Source organism: Rhizorhabdus sp. (assembly GCF_018006725.1).
GTDB lineage: Bacteria > Pseudomonadota > Alphaproteobacteria > Sphingomonadales > Sphingomonadaceae > Rhizorhabdus.
In genome coordinates this window covers 1-7,247 of sequence record NZ_JAGMXV010000227.1, presented here as the reverse complement: position 1 = coordinate 7,247, position 7,247 = coordinate 1, and the positions used below count along the sequence as shown (strand labels likewise).

Sequence of the window (7,247 nt, the reverse complement as noted above, 5' to 3'; positions counted from 1 at the left end):
TCGCGACGCGATCGAGGACATTATCGAGCCCTATCTGTTGCAGCAGGGCTTCCTGCAACGCACGCCGCGCGGCCGCTTGCTCACGCCGCTGGCGTTCAAACATCTGGGCTTGGCCGAGCCCGCGCGCAGCGCCGCGCAATTCGGGCTGTTCGGCGAGGAGGACACATGAGCGTCCATCGCCTGCCGGTCCGCGTCTATTACGAGGACACCGATTTCTCTGACCCGCCATTGTTGTAGTATGCAGACTTGCCGATCTCTTTGCCTTTCCCGCCTTTTTCAGGGAAAAGTTGCTTCCCGAAGAGCGCGGCACTGTTCAGGTACGGCGTATATTCGTAGGGCATCCGCTTGCGGCCTGGATGCACTACAATACAGCCAATCAAGGTGCGGAAAGCGACTCGCGTTTCGGTCGCCTTCGGATTGGTCTTGAGCGCTGTGACGAGCTTCTTAACCTCCGAGCAGTAAAGCTCTCCGAACTTCGGATGGTCGAACGGGATCACGTTTCCGCTACCGTCGCCGAGCAACTGCAAGCGCGCATCAATATTTTCTCGCTCCAGGTCGCACTCATCGATCAGTTTCAGTAGCTCATCGGGCTTACGACGACTGTTCGCGATCGCGTAGGATAGGCGTTCGATCTCGGCAGTGAGTTTGCGGCGTCGACGTTCAAGCGTCTCGCGTTCGCTGCCTTTCTTTCGATCGTTCTTGCGCTCTTCTTGCCAGGCGCTCATCGCTTCCTCGATGGCCTTTGGAGAGAGCAGCTTCACATCGATGTTGCGGCAAACGTCTTTGAGTATGACGTCCATGTCAAAGCTACGGGTATGCTCGCAGGTCCCGCGTTGATGCGCGTTGGCGCATGCTGCGCGCGGGCCGCCATCGCGAGACGACTGCGCAATTCGCATGTGGCCATTGCAAACCCCACATCGAAGGGTCCCAGCAAGCGGATGTTCATTGTTGCGCGGAACTACCTCGCGACGCCGCGGCTTGCCGCTCGGTCCGAACATACGGACAGCGCGCTCGCTGCGTAGCTTTTGCGTCATATCCCATAGCTTTTGTGGAACAATCCGAAGCTCAGGCTTCATGACAATGAGGTGATGTTCCTCCGGATTGCGGCGCTTCTGCTTCTTCTGCGTCTCCGGATTGAGAATTGTTGAGCGAACGTTCCAGTGGATCACGCCGACATACAGCTCGTTGCCGAGGATGCCGCGGCCGTTACGACCACCCGTGATGCACTGATGATTCCAGATCGTGCGACCAACTTTGTTCTTGTGGCGAGTGGCGCCGGGCGTAGGCACGCCTTCGCGCGTGAGATCGGCGGCAATATTTCTGGTTGACCGACCGGCGGCGTACTCCTCGAAAATACGAAGTACGATCTTCGCCTCATTCTCGTCGATCGAACGCTCACCCGGCGCTCCAGGCGTCGGCCGATAGCCATAAGCATACGAGCCGGGAATCTTCCCGTTGACCACAGCGTTGTCGTGCCCGCGCCGAACCTTTTCGGCAAGCTGGGGCTTGTAGATCGTATTGTAGAGACTCGCGATGCTGATATCGGTAGCGGTCGCGTAAATCCCCTTCTGATCCATCAGCTCGACGCGATTAAACTCGAAAATCTGCTTTAGACGCTGGATCGTTGCCGGATCGCGCGACAGACGGTCAAAATGCTCGACGATAATCACATCAAAGTCGTGGCTCCGCACGCCGTCGAGCAGTCGCTGATAGCCGTCCCGCGCATCTTCGGTCAGACCGGACTTCGCCGCATCGACGAATTCACCGATGACATCGAGATTGTTGCGTTCGGCGACCTTACGGCAGAGCAATATTTGACCGTCAATCGAGGTCGCCTTTTGCATGTCGCTCGAATAACGGGCGTATATCACGGCTCTCTTTTTGGGTGACACCATCGTCATGTCGTTCCCCTATCGGCTGTCCCAAACCGTCTCTTCCATCCCTTGCAATTTGGCGTCCGATGGCGCGCGCCAACTCTAGCCAAATCTCCTCATTGTCGGGATTGTCCCAGCTACGAGGATGGGAAGGGTCAAGCGGTCGAATGATCGCCTTTTGCTCCCGAGACGATCGTATCCGGGCACGCATTAAAGCGCCCAACAGCTTAGTGGAAATTGCCGCGCAGCGCTATAGGCGGGCGGCAATGACGACTTGCACAGCGTGCTTCCGAAGTGCGGAAGTTAGATTGCGTCTGTTGTGACCTCCGTTTGACTCTTCGATTTTTTATCGCGCGATCATGCGATCGCTTTTTCAGCGCAAACTGTTTTATCGGCAGCGATCGCAACCCGGCAGGATGCGGGGCGCAAACAAACATAACGGTTACTTTGAAAGCGCCCACGAAACGCTCAATCCGCGCGGTTGTGACTCCAACTATGTTGGCCGCAGTGCCCATGAATGAGAATGCGAATTTCCAGGCAGTATAAAGCCCTGCGTCGAGCGTCTTCGTAGTTTCGCGAAATTGAGCGCAGGCGAACACGGCCTGGTGAAGCAACAGGACGCAAGATGCCTGCGCATGGCGGTGATGAGTAAGGAGAGTTTCGCTCGCTCTGTCGTGATCGGCTGCGGATGAAGCCTTGCCGATCCGTGGAGGGGAGAGATGGTCTCGGCCATCTCTCCCCCGCGACTACCGCCTGTGCGATGGCAGGGCCGCGCACGCGCAAGGCGGCGCATCGTTTTCACGCGCCCAATCCGTCCAATCCACCTCGCTTGTCGCGCAGCCCGGCCATGCTCGCCGATAGCCGCCCCCCTCTCTGCCGAGCGCTCACGCGCCCCCGGGAGGCATGGCGGGGGCCATGCCTCCGGCCTGCACAGAAAAAGGATTGGAACAATGGCAAGGACATCGAAGATGGCGAGGGCCGGCACGGTTGCGATGGTGGCGGAAGCAGCGGCAGACGCGGACGTTCGCAGCGTCGGAGAAACGGAAGCGGTTGCGGCGGTTGAGACCGGCGCGGAAACCGTGTCAGTCGCGGCAAACGGCGAGACGGTTCTCATCCCGCTCAACAAGCTGAAGAAGTCACCCCGCAATGCGCGCAAGACCCCGCACAGCGAGGCGGAGATCGAAGCCTATGCGGCCAGCATCGCCGCCAAGGGCATCCTGCAAAACCTCGTGGTGGAGCCTGAGCTTGACGCGGAGAAAAAGCCGACCGGCTTCTATCTCGTCACCATCGGGGAAGGCCGCAGGCTGGCGCAGTTGCTGCGCGTGAAGCGCAAGCAGATCAAGAAAACGGAGGGTATCCGCTGCGTCATCGACACGGCGAACGATCCGTTCGAAATCAGCCTTGACGAGAATGTCACGCGCACCGCCATGCACCCCGCCGACCAGTTCGAGGCCTTCCGCGAGCTTGCGGAACATCGCGGATGGGGCGCGGAGGAAATCGCGGCCCGCTTCGGCGTCACCGCGCATGTGGTGAAGCAGCGGCTTCGGCTCGGCGCGGTCAGCCCGAGGCTGATGCAAGTCTATCGTGACGGCGGCTTGACGCTCGACCAGTTGAGGGCCTTCGCCATCACCGAGGATCACGCCCGGCAGGAGCAGGTTTACGAGAACCTGTCCTATAACCGCGATCCGTCCTTCATCCGCCGCGACATCATGAAGACCCACATTCCGGCAACGGATCGGCGCGCGATCTTCATCGGTGCGGAAGTCTACACGGAAGCAGGCGGCAACATTGTCCGCGATCTGTTCACGGAGGATCGTGGCGGCTTCTATGAAGACGCCGCGCTATTGGAGCGGCTTGTCATCGAGAAACTGGAAGGCATCGCCGCGCAGGTTCAGGAGGCGGAAGGCTGGAAGTGGGTTTCGGTTCATATCGATTATCCCCACGCCCACGGCCTGCCGCGCACCTATCCGCATCCGGTGAAGCTTTCCGAGGAAGACGAAGCCGCCTGCGCTGTCGCACAGGAGGAATATGACCGCCTGTCGTCGGAGTATGAAGGCGCGGAGGAGCTTCCCGACGACGTGGACCAACGGTTCGGGGAGCTTGAAGCCGAGATCGAGCGCATCGACGCCAAGCGTCATGCTTACGATCCTGACGAGATCGCGCGCGGTGGCGTCTTTGTCGTGCTGTCGCCGGACGGAGAAGCCCGCATCGAGCGCGGTTTCATCCGTCCAGAGGACGAGAAGCCCGAAGCGGAGGAAGCCAGCGATGGCGAAACCGTCATCGATGGCGTGCGCGTCAACGGTGATGGCGAGATCATCGAGGACGGCGACGATGCAGCCGCACATAACGCCGACGACGAGGACGCAGGGGATGACGGCACGCCGCTGTCCGACCTTCTCGTCCGCGAGCTGACCACGCATCGCACCCTTGGCCTGCGGGTCGCCCTTGGCGAGCAGCCGGACATGGCCTTAATCGCCGTCACCCATGCGCTCGCCGCGCAGAGCTTCTATCGCGGCGGTGACGCCCATTGCCTCGACATCCGCACCGTCAGTCCACCCCTTGGCGGACACGCGGACGGCATCGAGGATACGGCGGCGGCAAAGGCGCTCGCGGATCGTCACGCCGGATGGGCGGCGGACATGCCGCGCGACGTGGCGGACCTGTGGGGCTTCATCACCGGGCTGGACCATGCAAGCGTCATGGCGCTGTTCGCGCATTGCGCCTCGCAGACCGTTAACGCGGTGAAAGTGCCTTGGGAGCGCAAGCCGCGCGCGCTTGAGACGGCTGACAAGCTGGCAAGCGCACTTGCGCTCGACATGACCGCGCACTGGACGCCGACGGTGCGAACCTATCTCGGCCGCGTGACGAAGGCGCTCATCCTCGATGCTGTACGAGAGGCCGTCAGCGGTGAGGCGGCGGATCGCATCGCCAGCATGAAGAAGCAGCCGATGGCAGAAGCCGCCGAGCAGCTTCTTGCCGGGACGGGATGGCTGCCGCCGCTGATGCGCACCGCGCCGGTTGCGGAAGCGTCGGGTGGGTCTGTCGAGGACATCGGCGCGACCGAGGCAAGCGAAGGCTTCCCCGAAGCCGCCGAGTGAGCCGCCGCGGCCGGGGTCGCATCGCGCGGCCCCGGCCAGCTTTCTGACATCGCTCGAGAATGTTCCGGCCGCGCCTGACCGGCGCGGCCGGAGACCTCGACCGCACGACAGCAGGACACGAGACCATGAAGACCGATGCAAAACAGCGGGCGACACTGACCCGCATGGAGACGGCGCACGCCGAGACCGCGCGCCACCTTGCCGTCATCGAGCGGCAGGTTGAAGCGCGCGCCGAACGCATGACGACGAGCAGCCGCGTCAAGGCTCGCCAGTTTGGCCGTGCCTCCGCCACCTGGAGCCGCGCCGACGAGCGCGACGTTCAGGCTAACGTCGCGGCGCTGCGCTTTGCGCGGCGCGGCGAGATCGATGCGCTGTCCCAAAAGCTGGCGCGGCAGGCCGGAGCCATCGCGGCACACTGCGTTCGCTGCCGGATCAACGAACCGGCAGGGGAGGGCGTGTCATGATGCCGCGCTTTCCCCGCACCGAAGCCCTGATCCCCGACGAACTGCTGGCCAAGCTGATCGAGAACGGCCGCACCAGCGAGGAGCGTGACGGCTTCGATCCGTTCCCGGTCGTGAAGCTGTTCACGCCTGATGGTGCCGCGACATGGCTCATCACGGAAGCCTGTCCCGAAGGCGAGGACGTTCGCCTGTTCGGCCTGTGTGACCTTGGCATGGGCAGTCCCGAACTCGGCTACCTGATGCTCAGCGAGATCGAGGACGTGCGCGGCAAGCTCGGCCTGCCGGCCGAGCGCGACCTCTATTTCAAGGCCGAACACCGGCTCAGCACCTACGTCAAGCTCGCGTGCCATGCCGGGATGATTGTCGCTTGAAATCGCGATCCGGCGCGTGGTCGTGACGCGCCGCATCGTCTCCATCATAACGGAGGCACCGACATGATCGCGCTAATCGCCGTCATCGTCATGCTGATCGGCATGATGTGTGTCCTCGCCTACACGCTGGCGATTTACGCGCTGCCCTTTATGCTCGCGCTCGCGGCGATGCGCTTCGCCTACGGCACCGGAGCTGGATGGATCGGCGCCGGTATCGTCGGCATTGTCGCTGGCGTTGCATCCTTCGGCATTCTGACCCTTCTGTTTGCCATGCTGCGCGCCCCGATCCTGCGGGTCGCATTGGCGCTCATATTCGCCACGCCTGCCGCCGTGGCGGGATATGCGCTCGTGCATGGCGTCACCGGCGAGGCCGTTCCACCGCTGGTGTGGCGGCAAATCGTCTGCCTCGCAGGGGGCGCATGTGTCGGCGTGGCCGCCGTGATACGGTTGGCAACATCCGCTAGTCCGCAATCCTGAGCCGGTTCGTTGAACGCGGAAGTTATCGGCGCACAAAATATTCCGTGCCGCCCCTGAGCGTGGGCGTCGCCCTGCGGGCCGGGCTCTATGCGCTGCTGCGGCGGCTTCCGAAGCCCCTTGCGGGTCTTCGCCTTCGGTCACGATCCTTGACGCGAAGAGAGGCGGCGGACATTCGCCGGTCGCCCCCGGCTCGCGTCAGCATCGCGTTTGGCGGTCCTAGCCAGCAGCGGAGCGGCAGACGTTCGTCAGATAGAGTTACACCCTGACCTTCGCGCTGGACCATGGTGTCGATCGAGGCCGGGAGCGAGTCGCAGCGGCTTGTGCTGGGAGGGCGCCATTACCTTTGTTGGCGTTTTCTTGCCGTGCCGAACACGATGGCGATGCGAGTGACGGGCGGATGGCCCGGACCTTTCGATTGTCGTCGATGACGGCGACATTCAGGACATCATCGTCTTGCCGTTGAGGTTCGGGTCCGTTCTTGATGGAGCCGAGATAGCCGTGTGCGGCGCGAAGCGAGAAAGTGTGCCTCCGATCGCCATCGCCAGATCGCGGTTTCCTCTGACTGTCCTTTTCAAGCCGCTCCCACGGGCGTCCTCGATTGGTTTGGTCTGACCGAAGACCGGCGACGAAAGCGTCGCCTCGATCTTGAACCTGCAACGTCCGCCGCCAGCTTTTTTCCGCCGCCTTCGGCTTTGCATCGCGAGCCAAAAAAGCTGTCGCCGGCCGCCCTCCACGTTGTTTCGGCCCCAAGGGTGCAGGCCGATCGTCCCCGGTCCGTCGACCATCATCGAGGTCGCGATGGGCGCGGCCCGACCAGCAGAAGGAAACCACGACATGGCTACGATCGGCACTTTCTCCCGCACCGAGAACGGCTACAGCGGCTCGGTCAAGACACTCACCCTCAACGTCAAGTCGGTGAAGTTCGTCGCCGCCGAAGGCGACAACGAGAAGGGTCCGGACTACCGC

8 protein-coding genes are annotated in these 7,247 nt (G+C 62.3%); 6 read left to right on the top strand and 2 right to left on the bottom strand.

The window, feature by feature from the left end:
• Positions 1-10 precede the first annotated feature (10 nt).
• Positions 11-169 carry a Holliday junction DNA helicase RuvB C-terminal domain-containing protein gene (locus tag KAY22_RS22055; RefSeq protein ID WP_366514132.1) on the top strand — a complete coding sequence of 53 codons (159 nt, stop codon included), beginning with the start codon at positions 11-13 and terminating at the stop codon, positions 167-169.
• A gap of 28 nt (positions 170-197) precedes the next feature.
• Here the strand turns inward: KAY22_RS22055 and KAY22_RS22050 are convergent, their stop codons facing one another.
• Positions 198-1,901, bottom strand: coding sequence for a recombinase family protein (locus KAY22_RS22050; protein WP_211400795.1), 1,704 nt, complete (start codon positions 1,899-1,901; stop codon positions 198-200).
• 923 nt (positions 1,902-2,824) lie between these two features.
• Here KAY22_RS22050 and KAY22_RS22045 point away from each other — a divergent pair.
• From KAY22_RS22045 to KAY22_RS22030, 4 genes are all read left to right on the top strand, one after another.
• Positions 2,825-4,972: a ParB/Srx family N-terminal domain-containing protein gene (locus tag KAY22_RS22045; protein WP_296625340.1), complete on the top strand. Its 2,148-nt coding sequence runs from the start codon at positions 2,825-2,827 to the stop codon at positions 4,970-4,972.
• A 125-nt stretch (positions 4,973-5,097) separates the two neighbouring features.
• The gene (locus KAY22_RS22040; RefSeq protein WP_211400862.1) at positions 5,098-5,436 is read left to right on the top strand and encodes a hypothetical protein; all 339 of its coding nucleotides are present in this window, start codon (positions 5,098-5,100) and stop codon (positions 5,434-5,436) included.
• Positions 5,433-5,804, top strand: a complete 372-nt coding sequence (locus KAY22_RS22035; RefSeq protein ID WP_211400861.1) for a DUF2958 domain-containing protein — start codon at positions 5,433-5,435, stop codon at positions 5,802-5,804. The genes KAY22_RS22040 and KAY22_RS22035 overlap by 4 nt, the downstream gene beginning before the upstream one ends.
• A 63-nt stretch (positions 5,805-5,867) precedes the next feature.
• Positions 5,868-6,281, top strand: a complete 414-nt coding sequence (locus KAY22_RS22030) for a hypothetical protein (RefSeq protein WP_211400860.1) — start codon at positions 5,868-5,870, stop codon at positions 6,279-6,281.
• A gap of 437 nt (positions 6,282-6,718) precedes the next feature.
• Here the strand turns inward: KAY22_RS22030 and KAY22_RS22025 are convergent, their stop codons facing one another.
• Entirely contained in the window at positions 6,719-7,069 is a 351-nt protein-coding gene (locus KAY22_RS22025) for a hypothetical protein (protein WP_296625339.1), read from the bottom strand.
• Between the two features lie 10 nt (positions 7,070-7,079).
• Here KAY22_RS22025 and KAY22_RS22020 point away from each other — a divergent pair.
• On the top strand, positions 7,080-7,247 hold a 168-nt coding region (locus KAY22_RS22020; protein ID WP_366514130.1), incomplete at its 3' end, for a DUF736 family protein.

Excerpts from the sequence above, each read along its gene's own strand:
- KAY22_RS22025 (WP_296625339.1), bottom strand. The coding sequence starts at position 7,069 with ATGATGGTCGACGGACCGGGGACGATCGGCCTGCACCCTTGGGGCCGA.
- KAY22_RS22030 (WP_211400860.1), top strand. The coding sequence starts at position 5,868 with ATGATCGCGCTAATCGCCGTCATCGTCATGCTGATCGGCATGATGTGT.
- KAY22_RS22045 (WP_296625340.1), top strand. The coding sequence starts at position 2,825 with ATGGCAAGGACATCGAAGATGGCGAGGGCCGGCACGGTTGCGATGGTG.
- KAY22_RS22035 (WP_211400861.1), top strand. The coding sequence starts at position 5,433 with ATGATGCCGCGCTTTCCCCGCACCGAAGCCCTGATCCCCGACGAACTG.
- KAY22_RS22050 (WP_211400795.1), bottom strand. The coding sequence starts at position 1,901 with ATGACGATGGTGTCACCCAAAAAGAGAGCCGTGATATACGCCCGTTAT.
- KAY22_RS22040 (WP_211400862.1), top strand. The coding sequence starts at position 5,098 with ATGAAGACCGATGCAAAACAGCGGGCGACACTGACCCGCATGGAGACG.